Below are 16,636 nucleotides of genomic sequence, written 5' to 3'. Positions count from 1 at the left end.
CGCGTAGCACCTGGTCGCCGGGACGGTCTCGCGCTGCCGTCCCGGACGACCTATCGCCCGTCGTCCATCGGCCGAAGGACGACGGGCGAGTGATGCATCGTTTATGAATCATTCAATGGTCGGCGGCCTGTCCCGGCCACGTGCCAACCGACTGACCTGGGCGACCGCCTCTTCGAGCGAGCCGAGGCACCGCACACCAGGCACCTCGGGCCATCCAGGTCCCGCAAGAAGCAGCTGGGCCGGTGCACCGATTCCGGCGGGGATCGGCGCCGCTGCCGCCGTGCGCGCGGTTTGGGACCACAGCACCACCACGGGATCCTGCGCTTTGGCCACCGCGTCAGCGAGCGCGCCGCCGGGTACCGCCGCGCCGAGTAGCACCGCCGGTACGCCGATCTCCGCCAGCGCCGCTCGCAGAACTTCCAGGGGCAGTACATGCGCCTCGCCCGGAGCACAGGCCAGCAGCACCGGAGCGAGCCCGGCTACGCCGCGCACCGCCGGCACCGCGCGGTGCAGACCCGTGGTGACCGCCCAGGACACGACATGCTCTACATCGATCAAGCCATTGCCACGATCCTGCCTGCTCACGATGTCCGCGAAGACAGGTCGACACAACTCGCGCCACGTCGCCACCACCCCGAAATGGGTCAGATGGGCAGTGATCACGCCCAGGAGTTCGGCGACCCGGAGCTGCTCGGCAGCGTCCAGCACCGGCGCCACATCACCGAGGGTGGGAACAGAATCCGCCGCGATCCGGGCGGCCTGCGCCGCTTTGGCCGGGCTCGCTCCAGCACGGACCAGATCGGCCATTCGGCTCAGCATCGCCACATCCCCGGCCGTGTAGTACCGGTGACTGCCCGGGCGGCGGTGCGCGGGGCCCAGGCCGTAGCGCTGGTTCCAGCTGCGCAATGTCGCTACGGGAATGCCCAGCATCGCGGCCACGGTTCCGACGGTGTAGCCGGATGCCGAGTCACCCCTCACACCACCTTCTCCCAACCTCCGCGCGCCTTTCCACGAATCGGACGAGATCTACGGCTGCCGACCTGCCGCGTTCCCGAAGCACCGACCTCCTTCGATCGGTGCCCTCCGGCCCGCCGGACGGCGCACGCCCGGTGTCAGCGCAGCGACACGCAACCCTGCAGGGTCTGGAAGTCGCCGGCGAAGGCGGGACCGCCGGTGCAGGTGGGGGTGGTGACGCCGTTGACGGTGACCTCCGCTCCCGGACCGGCGATCCCGATGGACAGCCCGGGCCGCACCCCGGTCGTCGTCACCTGCGCACCCGGCCCCAGGGCGATGGCGGCCGGGCCCGACAGGAACGTCGAGCTCGAGGTCGCGGTGCCGCCGTTCTGCGCGATGGCCAGCGACAAGCTCGTCGGCGCGGCATCGGCGGACGCGGCGCCGTCGAATCCGTAGGCCGCCGCCGCGCCGCCCGCGGCGCTCGTCGCGGAGCAGGACCCGTCCGCCGCACCGGCCTGCACGGACGCCGCACCAGGCGCCGGACACATGGCAGTCGGCGCGGCATTCGCCGTCGGTGCGGCGGCCAGGGCGAACAGTGAGGCCGTTCCCGCACTCACGAGAAACCCGAGTGCGCGCCCAGCAGTGAAATGAACCATGACCATCTCCTCGCTTCCGATTCTTGTCCGTGGCCGCGCCACGCCCGTGACGATGTCGGCCGGTGAGAATATCTGCCTACGAGATGCCTGTGAGGCTTCACACTACACGTCAAATGATGCAGAATCGACGCATCAGGAAGTTTAATTGCGTGGTCCACGACGCACAGCGGTAGCGCGGGCTCCGACCCCGCTTCGCAGCAATCGATCCTGCGCCGTCGGCCGATACGGGCATCGCCCCTGACAGGAAGGCACGACATGAAGGTTCGACAGCACTCCGGAACAGTGATCGCGGTACTGGCGGCGATAGCGATCGCCGGGTCAGCGTGTACCGACACCGACGAGGCAAGCGACACCACGTCCGCACCCACGACGACCACGTCCGCTACGGCCATGCCCGCACAGGGCGAGGTGGCGATGACCGGGCTCGTCGGCCCCGGCTGCGCAGATTACGCGGCGCAGGTACCGACCGGACCGGGCTCGATCGAGGCGATGTCGCAGGAGCCCGTAGCGACCGCCGCCGCGAACAACCCCTTGCTGACCACCCTCACCGCGGCGGTGTCCGGCCAGGTCAATCCCCAGGTCAACCTCGTCGACACGCTCAACGGTGGCGAATTCACCGTTTTCGCGCCGGTGGACTCCGCGTTCGCCGCGCTCGACCCGGGCACGCTGGAAACACTGAAAACAGACTCGGCGATGCTGACCAGCATTCTCACCTACCACGTCGTACCGGGACGGTTGGCACCCGAAGCCGTCGTCGGCACACACGCGACCGTCGAGGGATCCGAGGTCACGGTGACGGGATCGGGCGATCAGCTTCGCGTCAACGAGGCAACAGTGGTCTGCGGTGGTGTCCGCACGGCGAACGCGACCGTCTACCTGATCGATGGTGTCCTGACACCGCCCACCAGCTAGCGGAACCGGACGGCTCCAGGGCGGGTGCGAGGTTGCCGAACGCGCTGCCGCACCCGCTCCTCCGGAGTGCGTGCGGCCGCAGGGCTCGAGCCCCGTCGACCGGAAGGCGAGCCCCGGGGCGGGCCGTTCGCCCAGCGCCGTGGCTCGTCCGCCGCCTACGCTCAGCCGGGCGTGTGTGCGCGCATCAGGCCCTGCGCGTCCACCGAAGCGACCAATTCTCCTGCGCGCGTGAAGATCTGGATCCGCTCGAACATCCGTCCCGCGCCCGCGAACGGACTCTCACAGCGCAACAGCAACCAGTCGTGCACGGTGAACGGCCGATGGAAGGTGACGGTCTGCGTGAGCATGGCCGAGGTCCCCCGGCCACCGCGCCGCGTGATCTCGGCCTGCGGATACGGACGCATGCTGACCGGTCCCAGGAAACCCTCACTGCCATGGGCCAATAGCGCCCGGGAGAACACGGGCAGGTCGGGCGCCTTGTCGCAGCGCATCCACACATCCAGCGACGGTGGACCCGCGAGGTCGAGCGCCAGCGCGTCCGCCCCGCCGGGCGTCCGCACCTCCCAGGGCAGCAGGGCGCACGGCAGGTCGGCGCACTCGTCCGGACCCGGCACCTCCGGCGGCAGTGCGGCGTGGTGTGCGAGGAAGTCGGGCTCGTCGACGCTGAGCATGGCCAGTACCCGGGCGTGCTCGCGCCCATCCTGCCGGAACGCGACCTGCACGGTGGCCAGTGCCCGGCCCGACTGGATGACCTCGACATCCACGTCGACCTCCCGATCGGCGAACCCACCGCGCGGGAACACACCGTGCAGCGACTGCACCGCCATCTGCGGCACGGTGCGCTCGGCCGCGACCACCGCCTGCGCCAACGTCTGACTGCCCAACGTCGTCGGCAGCGTCGATGTCACGTTCCTGGCCCGGAATCGTCCGGGCGCCGTCTCGGCGAGATCGAGCACGTCGAGGAGGTCGGCCAGGTCGACGACCGGCCAATTATCGGTTCCACCAGCCATGGCCGAATGCTCGCACAGACCCCGACTGCCGGGAAAGCCGAGAGGAGCGGTGAATGGGACACTTTCTCCGCCCCCGACCGGCGCTCAACGCCGCTTCCTCGCGCAGCACAGCAACGGACTGTCGGCCTGGTCATCGGTTCGGCTGCACCCTGGCGCCGACGTTGTGCACGATGACCACAGTCGCATTCCACGGCACGAGGTCGTCGACGCGGCGTTGCAGTTCCTCGACCGGTGGCAGTTGTTCGGGCCCGAGCACCGAGATCGTCGCGGTATCGCTCTGCAGCGTCACGTCGGTCACCTGTGCGCCCGGCTCGTCGCGCAGCCAGTCGCCGGTGGCCTCGGCGATCTGGCCGGCCCACAATGTCGACAACGAGTTGATCACCATCGGGATCGCGACCAGCACCAGGGCTGCGCCGAGTATCGCGAAGCTGCGTCCGCGTCGCGCCGCGGCGGCCTGCGCGTCGGCCGCGTAGCCGGCACCGAGCAACACGATCGTCGCGGTGATGATCATCGCCACGACATTGGACGCGAACAACACGAACGCACCCAGGGCCAGGGCGGGTGCGTGCGAGCCGAGGCAAACTCCGACCACGCCCAGCGGCGGCACCAGCGAGATCGCGATCGCGACGCCGGGCAGCACATCGCCGACGTCGCGCCGGGCGATCGCGACAGCGGCCACCAACCCGGTGGCTATCGCCGCGGTCAGGTCCACCAGTTTCGGCGATGTTCGTCCGACGACCTGAGCGTTCGACAGGACGTGCACCGGATTCGGCAGCAACTGGGCGAAGAGAAAACCCAAGACGACGACAACGACGACGCCGGCGCCCACCAGCACCACGCTGCGCCCGATCAAGGCCGAACGGCCGGTCACCACGCCCAGCGCCACCCCGAGAATCGGCAACGACAACGGCGCGACGATCATCGCGCCGATCACCGTGGCGGTGGAATCCCCGATGACGCCGGAGATCGCGATCACCGCCGAGAGCACCAGCATGATCCAGAACGCGGAACGCTTCGCGCCGACCTCACCGACCGACAGATCCAGCCGATCGGTGAGCTCGGCGAGCGATCGCCGCTGGTCCACGGGCACGAGATATCCCAGCATGGCGGTCCTTTCGGCGAGGCTGTCGCCGACGTTAGCGACAGCGGACCCCAGGCGACTCATCCGCTGCGGGTGAACTCCACCTCCCGGCTCAGCGGGCAAGCCCGATCGTCGCGGCGAGGAACGGCCAGGACCGACGAAGATCGTCTTCCCAGTACCCCCACGAGTGCGTGCCGACCGGGCGCTCGTCCAGCGTGACCGGAATATTCAACTCGCCCAGCCGATTCGCCAGATTGATCGTGCAGAAGCGAACCGCGGCTTCGATCGGGCCACCGAGAAGCACCTGCGCCGCCAGCGGAATGCGACCGTCTTGGACTCGGGGATCGGCGGGAGTGTCGTGCGGCGCGGCGGGCACACCGCTACCGGTACTCAGATAGATGGCGGTCCCGCGCAGCCGTTCGGCATTGACCAGGGGATCGTTGGCCCGCCACAACGGCCCATTGCGCGGACCCCACATGTTCTCCACGCTGCGTCCGCCGCCCCAGTTCTCGACGGTGACGCGGACGAACTCCTGCCCGACCGGATCCGACGTCTGCGCACAGCCACTGTAGGAGGCCACGCTGCGCCAGAAGCCCGGCTTGGCGATGGCGAGATTCAGCACCGACGTGCCGCTCATGGACACCCCGGCGAGCGCTCGCTCGTCATCGGCGCCCAAGAAGTTCTCGATCACCGGCGGCAGTTCCTCGTTGAGGAAGGTCTGCCACTTGTTCCGGCCGAGAACGGGGTCGTCGGCGATCCAGTCGGTGTAATACGAACTGCTCCCGCCGACCGGTGTCACCACGTTGACGTCCTCGGTGCGCAGAAAGTCGATCACCTCGGTCTGCGCGTCCCAGCCGCTTCCGTTCGGACCGCCCTGCGAACCGTTGAGGAGGTACAGCGTCGGCCGTGGCCGAGCCTGGTCCGCCGCCCGGAGGACCTGGACCGGGACGGACCGCTCCATCGCCGCGGAGTACACCGAGACGACCTGTCGACGGTCGCCCAGGTCCTGCACGGTGACAACGCCTGCCGATGGTTCGCCGACCGCGGGCCCGGCGAGGGTCGCCGGACCGGCGGCGGCCGCCACCGCGACCATCAGCGCGCTCCATCGGAACCGGGCAGACCTGCGTATCGGTCGCGGTGTTCTCATGTGAGGTCATCCCTAGTGCTCGCGTCAGAACCTGACTGGCCCACGTGCCGACGATCTGACGGCACGACAGGAGGTTCGCGGCGCTACCGGGTGCGGTTTGGTCCCCTGAGCGAACGAAGTGACCGTGTCGGCGAGCCGGTTCGGCCACGCCGATCTCCGGACGGCGTCACCGCGTCATCGCTCGGAGGAACCGCTCGCCGATCCACTTCCCAGCAGACACAACGGATTCGCGACCATCGCCGACTGCGCCGAACCCGACGACGAACCGGTGATCCCGGCGTCCACCGGCGGCGTATTCGGCACGGGTGCCGCAGGGTCGCCCGAGCCACCGTTCAGCATCGACTCGCCGTCGAGATTCGCCGGCGCCGAGACCTCGAGCAGGTCCAGCACGGTCGGGGTGATGTCGGCGAGGGTGTATCCGTTGTGCTGCGCGCCCGCGGCGAACCCCGGTCCGCGGGCGATCACGAAACTGGCTGTCTCGTAGGCACTCTGCCCACCGTGTCCACCGTCGGGCTTGTGTCCGTGGTCGGTGGTGACCAGAATCGTCCATCGCTCGTTCGCGTGCGCGGCCGCCCGCGCGTCGACCGCGGCGGTGATCTTCCCGACCAGGCCGTCCACCCGCCCGATGGCATCGCGATACGCCTGCGGCCAGACTCCGCGCAGCGTGTGCCCGACGATGTCCACCTGATCGAGGTGCGTGAACAGCAGATCGGTCCCGTCCTCGGTGATGGCCGAGACAACCGCCGCGGCGGCGTTGGAGTCCGCGGTGGTCTCGCAGACGCCCGCGCCGGTGGGATCGATCTGGGTGACCGCCACCCGGTCGGCTTGCGGGCTACCGGTCCGCGCGATCATGCCGATCGTGTCCCAGGTCCCGATGGAAGCCGTCGACAACGACGGACGCTCCCGCTCCACCTGTGTGAACACCGTCGGATACGGCGCGAAAGCCGCCGCGTTGCAGGTGGCTCCGTTGTCCCGGATCCCGTGCTTGCTGTCCCATACGCCGGTCAGCGCCGTCGCCCACGAGACGCACGACATGGTGGTGTGCGGGGCGATGGAGGTCCGTGCCAGCGTGCCCTGCGCGGCCAAGCGGTCGAGGTTCGGCGCCTCGGCCGCCGACACCTCACTCCACAGGGTGCCGTCGATACCGATGACCACGACCTTGTTCACGATCGGAGCCGCCGGGGCCGGCGCGGCTGCGGCGAGTGGGACAGCGGCCAGTGCGGCGGCCGCGAGTATGCGGTGAGTGCGAGACATGGGCGGCACCGTAGTTGCCGAGCGGCCCCCGCACCCAGCAAATTGGACAATCGACCGGCACAGTCCCGTCCACCGGGAAGTCCTCGTCGCCGCCATTCGGGCCCACAACCCCGCGGCGGACACCGCGTCTTGTAAAAAGGAAACCACCCCGGTAAAATGTGAGCAACCACACCACTGTGGATTCTGCGCCCGCACAGCGATTTTCGCTGGACGGATAGTTTTCCGATGATGCACCACGACACCGAGCGAGCAGTCGCGCACGGAAATGAAGAGCATCTCCCCATCCTGACTACCACCACCGCTTGGTGGCCATCGACACCCGGATCGGAACGGGGAGAATTTCTCGACAGGACCCGCATCCATTCACCGCCGAATTGCCTGATGCCGAATGGTCGATAGACAATGCGCGACGACCTTGAATTCGTACAGATCGATCAGGTGATCGAACGCCTGATCACCCGTTTCCCCGCGGAATCACCGGCGGAGATCGAGCTTCTGGTTCGCCGTATTCATGCGCGGTTCGCCGAGGCCCGTATCCGAGATTTCGTTCCGCTGCTCGTCGAAAAGGCCGCTCGGCAAGCTGTCGGCCGCGTCCAGGTCGAGATCCCTCGCAGCACTCCGAGCATGGCTACGATCCAGTAGTGGATTCCCCCACGGCGCACGCCGTCCCGGTGACGACCGCCTCCGCTCGCGCCCGAGCACGCTGAGGCCCCCGACCATGTCGTGGAAGCAGCGAGTGAGCGCCTTACCCGGGATCGCGACGGCCCGCGGCTATCGTCGGGCGTGGCTGCGAGCCGATGTCACCGCGGGCCTCGTCTTGACCGCGTTGTTGATCCCCGCCGGCATGGGCTACGCCGAGGCGGCGGGGCTTCCCGCGTATGCCGGGCTCTACGCCACCATCGTGCCGCTGCTGGCCTACGCGGTGGTCGGGCCGTCCAGGATCCTTGTGCTCGGCCCGGATTCCTCGCTCGCTCCGCTGATCGCGGCCGCGGTGCTGCCGCTGGCCGCCGTCGACGACCCCGACCGTGCGCTGGCTCTCGCGGGAGTCCTCGCGGTCCTCGTCGGGCTCATCCTGCTCGTCGGGGGGTTCCTTCGGCTCGGGTTCGTCACCGAACTGCTGTCCAAGCCCATCCGACTCGGCTACCTGAACGCCATCGCGCTCATCGTCGTCGTCGGACAACTTCCCAAACTGCTCGGGTTCTCCGTCGACGCCACCGGCGTTCTCGCCGAGATCGCCGAGATCGGGAAGGCCGTCGTCGACAGCGAGATCGATCCCATCGCGGCCGCTCTCGGCCTCGGCACCCTCGCCGTCATCGTGGCCTTTCGCTGGTGGCTACCCGCGGTGCCGGGAGTGCTGGTCGCGGTCGCGGTGGCCATCGCGATCTCGGCCGCCGCCGGACTCACCGACGACATCGGCATGGTCGGCGCCCTGCCCGAAGGCCTGCCGCTGCCTTCCATCGACGGCATCGGCTGGGACGACATCGGGCACCTGATCGGACCCGCGGCGGGCATCGCGCTGATCGCGTTCGCCGACAGCGGCGTCCTGTCGCGGACCTTCGCCGCCCGACACGGAGAAGACGTCGACGGCAGCACCGAGATGAAGGCGATCGGAGTCGCCAATGTGGCGGGTGGGCTGTTCGGCGGATTTCCCGTCTCCGCGAGCGGGTCACGAACCCCGGTCGCCGAACAGAGCGGCGCCCGGACACAATTGGCCGGCGTCGTCGGCGCGATCGCCGTCCTGCTCTTCGTGCTGCTCGCTCCGGGTCTCACCGCGTACCTGCCCGACGCCGCGCTCGCGGCCGTCGTGATCGTCGCCGCCACCGCGTTGATCGACATCCGCGGCATGGTCCGGATGTGGCGGATGAGCTCGGTCGAATTCGCCCTGGCGGCAGCCGCGTTCGTCGGGGTCGCGTTGGTCGGCGTGCTGCAGGGCATCCTCGTCGCGATCGGACTCTCCTTCGTCGCGGTGGTCGCACGAGCCTGGCAGCCCTACCGCACCGAACTCGTCCGGACACCGGACCGCCCCGGCTACCACGACATCGAACGTCACCCCGACGGCCTGCGCATTCCCGGCTTGGTGCTGGTCAGGTTCGACGCACCACTGTTCTTCGCCAACGGACAGATATTCGACGACTATGTCCGCTCGGTCGTCGCCGACGCCCCGTCCCCGATCGAGTGGGTCATCATCGCCGCCGAACCGATCACCGATCTCGACACCACCGCCGTGGACGAACTCGTCGACCTCGACAATTACCTCGAAGGCAAAGAGATCCAATTGAAGTTCGCCGAGATGAAAGGACCGATCAAGGACAAGCTGATCCGCTTCGGCGTCGGTGACCGGTTCGACAGAACGCATTTCTATCCCACCGTCGAGGCCGCGGTATCGGCTTTCCACCATCGCGCCGACCGTTCCGCGGACAGTTGATCCGGAGTCGCGCCTTTCGCTCGCCCTCGAACGCATTCGAGATCGGCAACGCGGCTATTCCGAGCTCGCGGAGTCTGCTCCGCCCGCGAACGCGCTGTACAGCTCGGGTAGGAATCCCGCCAGGTGCGCCATTTCCTGACCGCAGTGCAACAGGAGATCACGTGCCAGCCCCAGACCGAGCACCAGATCCGCGGGATCGAGCGCGGCGCCACGCCCCAACGCTTGGGCGGCCTGGCGAGGGTCGGGCAGGCGCAGGCCGTAGCGGTTGAGGTAGAAACGGCTACGCATCTCACTGCCGCCGGGGATCGGGCGCACTTGATGGGCAAGCCAGCCGAGCTCCACCGGCGCGATGCTGCTCCCGACCCGTCCCAGGATCACCGTATGCCCGGCCGGGACTTCGAAGCCGTGCGCCACCGGGTCGACGAACGAGATCGCGAGCTGCTGCAATTTCGCCCCGACATACTCGTCGACGTAGGAGATGGTGCCGACGTATTTCGCCCGGTCGGGCATCGCCTCGGCACTGCGATCCGAACTGATGTCGGCGTACAGGTGCGCGTCAGGATGCCAGAGCTTGTACCGGGCGGACTCCGCCGAGTGCCAGCCGAACCACCAATCCCACATCGCCGCGGTCACACCCGGCATCTCGGTGCGCACCGCGGTCCACACCAGACCTTCGTCGCTGCGGCCGTACCCGGTTTCGACCGGCGAATAGCCCGAGATCGACAGGTCCGACGTCACCGCGGAGAACGCAGGAATCATGCCGCCCGGAGTCGCCGGCCCGTGGAATGCGGCAGCGACCGCGGCGGGAGGGGCGACGGTGCGGTGGGCCATGAACCGCGCGTAGGGTTGGGCCCAATCCTGTGCGGAATACCCCGGATAGCGGACAACCGGCGACGCCTGTGCCGGTGCGGTGGTTCCCAGGATCAGCTCACCCGCCATCGCGGTTCCCAACGCCAACACGTCGCGTCTGCGCGGACGCCACCCTCTCGACATTGTCCGACGCTAGCCATCACCGGGCCGGTCGAGGGCGCAGTCCCCGCAAATATTGTGACATGTAACAGATTCGGCGACGCCGTGCCCCGGCACAGGTAGGAGAATCCGGGTGGCACCGTCGACTGTCGAAGTGATCCCGGCGGAGCCCCGCATCAGGACTGGGTATCCGCGTCGGCGTCCGTCGCCTGCGCTCGGCGTCGTGCTCTGATGGCGCGCATCGAGACCTGACTGCTGCAGGCGTTGCTGCAGTACGCGGCCGAGGTATTGCGGGTGCGGTCGTAGAAAGCGAAGTGGCAGGGCGGATTTCGACATGCCTTGAGCCGCGACCAGGAACCGGTGTAGGCGAGTTCGGTCACCGCGGCGAGGATCGCCGCCAGCACCGCGGACACGCCGTCGGCGATCGGTCGCAGTTCCACTCCGTCTCGGTCGATCGTCGCGCGGAGTGGATACCTGTCGGCCGCCCGCCGTAGCAACGCCTCGCTCTCCTCGATCGCGACGGCGGAGACGTTCGGGTCCGCGGAGTGGGTGAGCAGGATGGTCACGACGGCATCGCGCAACTGCCGCGCCTCGGCCGCATCCGCGTCGGTGACCGCACCGGTGACCTGTCGCCCGGTACCCCGCAACCACGTGCGCAGTCCGTCGGCGTCGGCGAACTGCTCGACACCCCCACCACCATCGGCGTGCGTATTCGCGAACGCGATCACCGCCAGCGCTGCTTCCGACCCATCGCCCATACCGCGAATTTACCTCGGGAGTTGTCGGCTAGCCAATTTCGATGGGAACAACTTCCACATCAAGCGTTGACTTGTTGCTAGCAAACAACTTACGCTCGCAACATGATCAACACGTCGAAAGTTCCCATCACATGGTTCATCACCGGCGCCTCATCCGGCATCGGCCTGGCATTGACCGAGGCGGCCGCCGCACGCGGCGACAATGTCGTGGCCTTGGCGCGGCACATCGATGCGCTGTCGCCCCTGGCCGCGGCTCATGGCGGCCGGATCACTCCCGTTGCCGCCGACGTGCGCAGGCAATCGTCGATCGATGACGCCGTCGCGCTCGCGCTGCACACGTATGGGCGCATCGACGTGGTTGCGAACAACGCCGGCTACGGGCTCTTCGGAGCGGTCGAAGAAGTCGACGACGAGCAGGCCCGCGAGATCTTCGACACCAACTTCTTCGGAGTGCTCACCGTGCTTCGCGCTACCCTGCCGATCCTGCGCCGACAGCGCGCCGGTCACATCCTGCAGGGTTCCTCCTACTACGGACAGACCGCCCACGCCGGCGTAGGCCTTCTCGCGGCGACCAAGTGCGCCATCGAAGGACTCACGGACGCGCTGCTGGACGAAGTCGCTCCCCTGGGTATCGACGTCACACTCGTCGAGCCCGGCCCGACCGCAACCCCGTTCCTGGCCAACCTCCATCACGCCCGGCCGATCGACGATTACGACCGAACCGTGCGCGAAGTACAGCGACAGATCGGCGAGCTGCCGCCGACGGCGTTCAACGATCCGAATCGGGTCGCGGCCGCCATCCTTACTGCGGTCGACAGCGACACTCCCCCGGTGCGCCTGGTCACCGGAGGCTTCGCCGTCACCGAGATCGACGCCGCGCTGCGGCGGCGACGCGATGAGCTCGCGGTGTGGCACCAGGTGTCCTGCGATGTGGACGTCGCCGCAGCCCCCGCGACGGTGTAGCGCCNGCGGCGACGCGATGAGCTCGCGGTGTGGCACCAGGTGTCCTGCGATGTGGACGTCGCCGCAGCCCCCGCGACGGTGTAGCGCCGACCACCGACAACGCGTCCGGTTCGGCGCACCGATAGTCGTCGGTGCGCCGAACCGGACGAGAGCGCGAGTGCCGGCGTTCGCCGGAACTCGACCCGACGGTGACAGTCCAGCCGAACGTCAATCCTCGTACAGCTGGACGAACCGACGCACCAGCGCGCCGGGGTGCACGACGTTGCCCGAGCGGGCTACTTCCTTGAGCGCTTCGGCCTCGACGGGGTCGAAGTAGCCGTGGTGCTTATAGGCGTCGATACGGATGCTCATGCCCTGCGCGTCCAACTCCGGATGGAACTGCGTGGCGTACACGTTGGCGCCCACCCGGAATGCCTGTATCGGGCAGCCGGTCGAGGTGGCGAGCCGTTCGATCCCCGCCGGGAGCTCGGTGGCGGCCTCCTTGTGACCGACGAACGCGTCGAACTCGCGCGGGAGCACGCACAGCAGCGGGTCGACCCGCCCGGCATCGGTCAGAGTGATGGTGGTGGGGCCGACCGGTTCGGGATGGGTTCGGTCGATGACAGCGCCGATCACCGAGCCGATCACGCCGATGCCGTAACAGGCGCCGAGGAACGGGAAATCCTGACGGACCACGGCCGCCACGAGCTCGCGCAACTCAGCTTCCACTCGCCGCTGCACCGGCGATTTCGTGTCGGGCGGGTCGGAGACGGTGAACGGGCTCCCGCCCAGCATGATGCCCGCGTAGCGGTCGAGGTCGATCTCTCCGAGCGGATCGCGTTCCAGACGGCGCCGGTGCAGTCGGCGCGGTGCGAGCCCGCCGCAGCGCAGGAAAGCCTCGTATTCCTGGTCGGCGGCCTCGTTCTCGGCGCGTGTCGCCAGCAACAGGAACGGCCTTCCGTCGCGGTCGCGCACCATCGCGTCGCTCATGCCGAACACCGTAGCGGTGCGAACGGCCGGAACCCTCGCAGCTCACCGGCGTTCGGATCGAAGCGCCGCAGGCTCGCGATCGGTCAGTCGATTAATGGTCTCCGCTCGCCAGGCGATATCAGGAGGAGATCCCCCGCTTCGACGACGGAAGTAGTTCGATGGCGCACACACACTTTGTCTTCGTGATTGCCTGGGTGAGCGGCGATGCCACACGGTCGGGGCACACCTTCACGGAGGCGTGGCTGCTGGCCTGCGGTGACGAAGTACGCCGATTCTGGCGAGATATGTCCGGATTTCGCGAGGAGCACACCTGGTCGGTACATCCACCGGTCGAGATCGATCAGCCCTACGCCGACGCCGACGCACTCGCCGCCGCGGTGCGCGTGAAGGCCGCGGCCGACGGGGCGCCCTTCCCGAAGGGCGCCGTCCTGGTGGTGATTCAGGATTGGGCGGCCGCCACCGGTGGCCAGTTCGGCTACGACGGTCAATTCGCCGCTGCCCAGCTCAGCGCTTCGCTGCTGTGCCACGAGCTGGGCCACTACTACCAGCGTCGCAATCACCGGCCCGGCGGCCACGCCAGTACGTTCAACGGTCACGTCGGGCTCGACTACGCCGATCCGACCTGCATCATGGGCTCGGTCGGAACGCTCGCCGCGCAGGAGCCGCAGCTGGCACACGCGTCACCGGGCCACGATCTGACCGGGCCCGCCATGTGCCCGGCGGCGACGGTGCCGATCGGCTGGCTCGACCCCCACCACCCGACGGCCACGGTAGCGGTGCCGCGACAACCGGCGGGCCCTATCCAATTGGCACGCTGGCCCGGCGTCCCGGCCGCGGGCCACACCGGGGCTCCGGTGGTGGCTGTTGCCCACGCGATGGCTCCGGGCGGTGCCGACGTCTACATCTCGCTTCGCTCACCGCGCGTCTGGGACCGCGGCTTTCGCACGCTCACCCCGCAGGGCATGCAACGCCAGATCGTCGCGCAGGAGCTGGCGCGCAGCGGTGCCACGTTCCTGCTCGCCCAGGTACCGGTCCAGCCGGGAGCGTCGATGCGGTTGGGCCGGGCGCCGCTGCGTCTCGATGTGCGCGGCGGAGGCGACGCTGTGGCCGAGATCGATGTGGTGGCGGATCCGTGGCGGTTGTGGTCGGTGCTGGAATCCCCACCGCTGCATCGGGCGGCCCGGATCGCGGCCGTCGCGCGCGAGGGCGAGATCGACGTCTTCGTCGTCGCGCTCGACGGCGCGGTGTTGCAGACCCGGTTCACCGGCCACGTATGGGTGTCGTGGCGAGCACTCACCGACCCCGGCGCGTTCGACCCACGTGCGGGCATCGCCGCGGCCAGCTCGACGACGAACACGATCGACCTGTTCGTTGTCGGCACGGGCGATCACCTGGTGCGCCGACGCCGGTGGATCGACGATCGGTGGGCACCGGACTGGCAAGTGTTGACCGGCGGCGGGTTGGGCCCGCGTTCAGCGTTGGCCGCGACCGCGACCGCGCCGGGGCGAATCGAGCTGATCGCCGGCGATGCCGACGGCACCGTCATCCACACCACGGTCACCGATGCCGCCGCGAGCTGGCGACCGCTGCCGCCGCTGCCCCGGGCGGGCAGCGTCGCCGCCGTCACGCTGTCCGGTGACACGATCCAGGTCAGCGCCGTCACCGAAGGCCCCGGCGACGGGCGGATCTGGACCATCGTCGGCGAACCGGACCAGTGGCCGTCCCCGTGGGAACCCCATCTCGATGTCGGCCTGGCCGAGGACGGCGGAATCGCGGCGGCCCGGTCGACGCCCGGGGTGAGCGAACTCGTCGCCGCGGCCAGTCCACTGGCCGCACGCTCCTACGCCTACGGTGCGTGGACCGGCCAACCGGTACGGGTCCCCGGTCAGCCTCCGGGCACCGACAACCGCACGGTGGCCGCGGTATTCCGCACCCCCACGACCCTGGATGTGCTCGCCGTCGCCGACGGCAAGATCCACCGCATCACCCGTTCCTTCGATCCCGACGTCGTCCAAACCGACATCCAGGAGCGGGTGCGATACCAGGCCCGCCTCGTCGCCTCGGGCGGTCGGTTCGTCCGCGTCAGCGACGACCCACTGACCCGCGACCTGCTGATCGCCGACGAGTACCTGCCCACGCCCGCAACGGTTTTCACGATCAGCGAACTCGCCTACTACTCCTCGTACGGGATCAGGACGGTGGTGTCGATTCGAGCGCACGACGGCCGGTACGTGATGGCGCTCGACGGCGGCGGCGAGTGGTTGCGGGTCGGCGCAACGACCTTGGGCCAGTGGGAGAAGTTCGTCCTGACCACCTCCGGCGGCGCGAGCACCATCATGGCCTTGGGCGGGCACTACTGGTCGGCGCAAGGCGGGGACTCGTGGCTGCTGTGCGACCGAGTCGCGGTGGGTCCGTGGGAACGGTTCGACATCGCCCGACTCTGACCTTCCGGGGAAGGCCGCGGTGCTTCCGCCGGAACTGCATTCGGCGCCCGTGGTGAGCGGTCCACATCGTGTGGCCCGTATAGGACACGTCCGGGCCGCGGTGTAATCAGAGATCGAGGAAATGGTCGAACTCGTTGACGAGGGCGCAGACACGCCGTCGACGGAAACCGGCCGTGCTCGAACAGATCAGGACCGCCACGGTGACAGCTCGCGCTCACCGATAGCGAGCAAGACGGGTGGTGATCGCCGAAGCGCCATCACCCGTGGGTTACCTAGTGTGTCCGGACGGGGGGACTGCTGCACGGCTAGGTGACATCTTGACCTGCCGCACCGGTTAGGTTCCAGTCGCGGTGGCCAACCGACTGCGCGGACGGTGTCGTTGTCGAACGATAGTTCGTACTCGATCGGCGTGGAATACCCGAACGCGGAGTAGCGGCGTTGACGGTTGTGGAAGATCTCGATGTAGTCGAAGATCGCGTTCGCGAGCTCGATCCGGGTCTTCCACTTCTTGCGGTTGAGCAGCTCGATCTGCATGGAGCCCCAGAAGCTCTCCATCATCGCGTTATCGAGCCCATCTCCGACGGTGCCGAACGAAGGCAGCAGCCCCGCGGAACGGATTTTCTCCCCGAAAACCCATGAGGTGAACTGGGTCCCGTGGTCGGCATGCACGATTCCGCCCGTGTCGGGACGCCGGTTGCGGATGGCCATGTCCAAGGCGTTCACGACCAAGGTCGCGTCCTGCTCGGAATCGATCGACCAACCCACGATCCGACGGCTGAACGCGTCGAGAACGGCAGCGCGGTAGACCCACCCTTCTCGCGTTCTGTGTTGCGTTATGTCGGTGACCCACCACTCATTTGGCGGCAGTCGGTGGAACTTTCGGTTGACCAGATCGTCGGCTGTTACGACACCGCGAAGGCGCTTGACCCGCGCTGGTCCGGGCAGCCCGTAGATGCCGGCCCACGTCATGAGGACCGACACCGTTCGCGTGCAGACGGTCACGTTCATGGCGAGGGTGAGTTCCGCGTGGATTCTGCGGTACCCGTAGGTGAGGTTCCCCCGCTGAGCCGGAGAGCGAATTACCTGGTTCCGGC

General features: G+C 68.3%; 14 protein-coding genes and 1 pseudogene. 5 read left to right on the top strand and 10 right to left on the bottom strand.

The window, feature by feature from the left end; all coding sequences use genetic code 11:
* Positions 1 to 108 precede the first annotated feature (108 nt).
* Entirely contained in the window at positions 109 to 978 is an 870-nt protein-coding gene (locus V8688_RS26830; protein ID WP_342801957.1) for a MerR family transcriptional regulator, read from the bottom strand.
* A gap of 134 nt (positions 979 to 1,112) precedes the next feature.
* Entirely contained in the window at positions 1,113 to 1,610 is a 498-nt protein-coding gene (locus V8688_RS26825; protein WP_218716067.1) for a DUF6764 family protein, read from the bottom strand.
* 255 nt (positions 1,611 to 1,865) lie between these two features.
* Here V8688_RS26825 and V8688_RS26820 point away from each other — a divergent pair, with 255 nt between their 5' ends.
* Positions 1,866 to 2,522 carry a fasciclin domain-containing protein gene (locus V8688_RS26820; RefSeq protein WP_218716068.1) on the top strand — a complete coding sequence of 219 codons (657 nt, stop codon included), beginning with the start codon at positions 1,866 to 1,868 and terminating at the stop codon, positions 2,520 to 2,522.
* Between the two features lie 161 nt (positions 2,523 to 2,683).
* Here V8688_RS26820 and V8688_RS26815 read toward each other — a convergent pair whose 3' ends face one another.
* The 4 genes from V8688_RS26815 to V8688_RS26800 all read right to left on the bottom strand — a co-directional run bounded on the left by V8688_RS26815 (position 2,684) and on the right by V8688_RS26800 (position 7,014).
* Positions 2,684 to 3,532 carry an acyl-CoA thioesterase domain-containing protein gene (locus V8688_RS26815; protein WP_342801956.1) on the bottom strand — a complete coding sequence of 283 codons (849 nt, stop codon included), beginning with the start codon at positions 3,530 to 3,532 and terminating at the stop codon, positions 2,684 to 2,686.
* 130 nt (positions 3,533 to 3,662) lie between these two features.
* Entirely contained in the window at positions 3,663 to 4,637 is a 975-nt protein-coding gene (locus V8688_RS26810; RefSeq protein WP_342801955.1) for a DUF389 domain-containing protein, read from the bottom strand.
* Between the two features lie 88 nt (positions 4,638 to 4,725).
* The gene (locus V8688_RS26805) at positions 4,726 to 5,706 is read right to left on the bottom strand and encodes an alpha/beta hydrolase family protein (RefSeq protein WP_218716071.1); all 981 of its coding nucleotides are present in this window, start codon (positions 5,704 to 5,706) and stop codon (positions 4,726 to 4,728) included.
* A gap of 228 nt (positions 5,707 to 5,934) precedes the next feature.
* Positions 5,935 to 7,014 (bottom strand): alkaline phosphatase, encoded by a 1,080-nt coding sequence (locus V8688_RS26800; RefSeq protein ID WP_342801954.1) that lies wholly within the window; start codon positions 7,012 to 7,014, stop codon positions 5,935 to 5,937.
* A 402-nt stretch (positions 7,015 to 7,416) separates the two neighbouring features.
* On the opposite strand from V8688_RS26800, the gene V8688_RS26795 reads away from it, so the two are divergent.
* Together V8688_RS26795 and V8688_RS26790 are read left to right on the top strand one after the other, a co-directional pair.
* A complete protein-coding gene (locus tag V8688_RS26795) occupies positions 7,417 to 7,656 on the top strand; it encodes a hypothetical protein (protein WP_316575002.1) in 240 nt (79 codons plus the stop codon).
* A gap of 76 nt (positions 7,657 to 7,732) precedes the next feature.
* Positions 7,733 to 9,439 (top strand): SulP family inorganic anion transporter, encoded by a 1,707-nt coding sequence (locus V8688_RS26790; RefSeq protein ID WP_342801953.1) that lies wholly within the window; start codon positions 7,733 to 7,735, stop codon positions 9,437 to 9,439.
* Between the two features lie 54 nt (positions 9,440 to 9,493).
* On the opposite strand, the gene V8688_RS26785 is transcribed toward V8688_RS26790, so the two are convergent.
* Both V8688_RS26785 and V8688_RS26780 read right to left on the bottom strand, forming a co-directional pair.
* Positions 9,494 to 10,378, bottom strand: coding sequence for a hypothetical protein (locus tag V8688_RS26785; protein WP_342801952.1), 885 nt, complete (start codon positions 10,376 to 10,378; stop codon positions 9,494 to 9,496).
* Positions 10,379 to 10,584: 206 nt separating this feature from the next.
* On the bottom strand, positions 10,585 to 11,166 hold the full coding sequence (locus V8688_RS26780) for an ABATE domain-containing protein (protein ID WP_342801951.1): 582 nt from the start codon (positions 11,164 to 11,166) through the stop codon (positions 10,585 to 10,587).
* Between the two features lie 102 nt (positions 11,167 to 11,268).
* On the opposite strand from V8688_RS26780, the gene V8688_RS26775 reads away from it, so the two are divergent.
* Positions 11,269 to 12,129 (top strand): SDR family NAD(P)-dependent oxidoreductase, encoded by an 861-nt coding sequence (locus V8688_RS26775; protein ID WP_342801950.1) that lies wholly within the window; start codon positions 11,269 to 11,271, stop codon positions 12,127 to 12,129.
* Positions 12,130 to 12,336: 207 nt separating this feature from the next.
* Here the strand turns inward: V8688_RS26775 and V8688_RS26770 are convergent, their stop codons facing one another.
* Positions 12,337 to 13,098, bottom strand: a complete 762-nt coding sequence (locus V8688_RS26770; RefSeq protein ID WP_255586665.1) for a glutamine amidotransferase — start codon at positions 13,096 to 13,098, stop codon at positions 12,337 to 12,339.
* A 284-nt stretch (positions 13,099 to 13,382) separates the two neighbouring features.
* On the opposite strand from V8688_RS26770, the gene V8688_RS26765 reads away from it, so the two are divergent.
* Positions 13,383 to 15,542 carry a hypothetical protein gene (locus V8688_RS26765; RefSeq protein WP_342801949.1) on the top strand — a complete coding sequence of 720 codons (2,160 nt, stop codon included), beginning with the start codon at positions 13,383 to 13,385 and terminating at the stop codon, positions 15,540 to 15,542.
* A gap of 387 nt (positions 15,543 to 15,929) precedes the next feature.
* Here V8688_RS26765 and V8688_RS26760 read toward each other — a convergent pair.
* Positions 15,930 to 16,636: pseudogene (locus V8688_RS26760) on the bottom strand (IS3 family transposase); the annotation flags it as partial.

This window comes from Nocardia sp. No.11, from assembly GCF_038752175.1.
GTDB lineage: Bacteria > Actinomycetota > Actinomycetes > Mycobacteriales > Mycobacteriaceae > Nocardia > Nocardia canadensis.
The sequence above is the reverse complement of the archived record's forward strand: the minus strand, read 5'-3'. Positions and strand labels throughout refer to the sequence as shown.